The following is a 1,037-nucleotide window of genomic DNA, read 5'->3' on the forward strand; positions in this document are numbered from 1 at the left end:
GTGGTGCGCGGCTGCGACCGCATCGTGCCGGTGGACGTCTATATTCCCGGCTGTCCGCCGACGCCGGAGGCCCTGCTGTATGGCCTGATGCAACTGCAGCGCAAGGTCAAGGGATTGAAGCCGAATAAGCACTACAGCGAGATCGCTCGCTGATGCGCTACTATTCTGCCCATCGTTCATTACGGAAGGATGTGCAGAATGAAGAAAGTCGCCGCGGCGCTGGCCGCGCTGGCGCTGGTCCACAGCACGCAGGCCGCCGAGCTGAATAAGTCCCTGCTGGCGCGCGCCGAGAAGGCGAAGCCGGAGGTGCTGAAGCTGCTGGGCCGCATGGTCAATATCGACTCGGGCTCCTTCAACGGCAAGGGCCTGGACAAGGTCGGCGCGCTCGCTGCCGCCGAACTGCAGAAGCTGGGCGCGCGCATCGAAACCTTCCCAGCTTCGCCTGCATCCGGCCACAATATTCAGGCGACCTTCACCGGCAAGGGCAAGGGCCGCATCCTGCTGGTAGCGCACCTGGATACCGTCTACGGCGACGGCACGGCCGCTTCGCGTCCCTTCCGCATTGAGGGCCATCGCGCCTACGGTCCCGGCATCATGGACGATAAAGGCGGCGTCGCGGCCGCCATTGGTGCGCTGAAGATCCTGCAAGGTTACAAGGACTACGCGAAGATTACTGTCCTCCTCAACACGAATGAGGAAACCGGCTCGCACGGTTCACGCGCCCTGATCGAAAAACTGGCGAGGGAACACGACGTCGCCTTCAATCTTGAACCGGGCCGCGCTGCGGATGGACTGGTCGTTGCGCGCAAAGGTAGCGGCGAAATTGAGCTGGAGGTAACCGGCAAGGCCGCGCACGCAGGTTCGGCGTCGAAGGATGGCAAGAACGCCGCGCAGGAAGCGGCGCACCAGCTGATGCRGCTGTCCGACCTGGGTGATGAGGACAAGCACACCACGGTCAACTGGACCGTCATCAAATCCGGTGATCGCAGCAATGTGATTCCGGACCGCGCGTCCATGCAGGCGGATGTGCGCGTGAT

1 protein-coding gene and 1 pseudogene are annotated in these 1,037 nt (G+C 63.0%); both read left to right on the top strand.

What is annotated here, in order from left to right; genetic code table 11:
* Positions 1-153, top strand: a pseudogene (locus tag AB4Z11_RS32475) (hypothetical protein); the annotation flags it as partial.
* A gap of 45 nt (positions 154-198) precedes the next feature.
* The coding region (locus AB4Z11_RS32480; protein WP_442030408.1) for a glutamate carboxypeptidase at positions 199-1,037 on the top strand (839 nt) is incomplete at its 3' end.

Origin of the sequence: Pseudoduganella sp. RAF53_2 (assembly GCF_052113985.1) — a bacterium.
Lineage (GTDB): Bacteria > Pseudomonadota > Gammaproteobacteria > Burkholderiales > Burkholderiaceae_D > Rugamonas.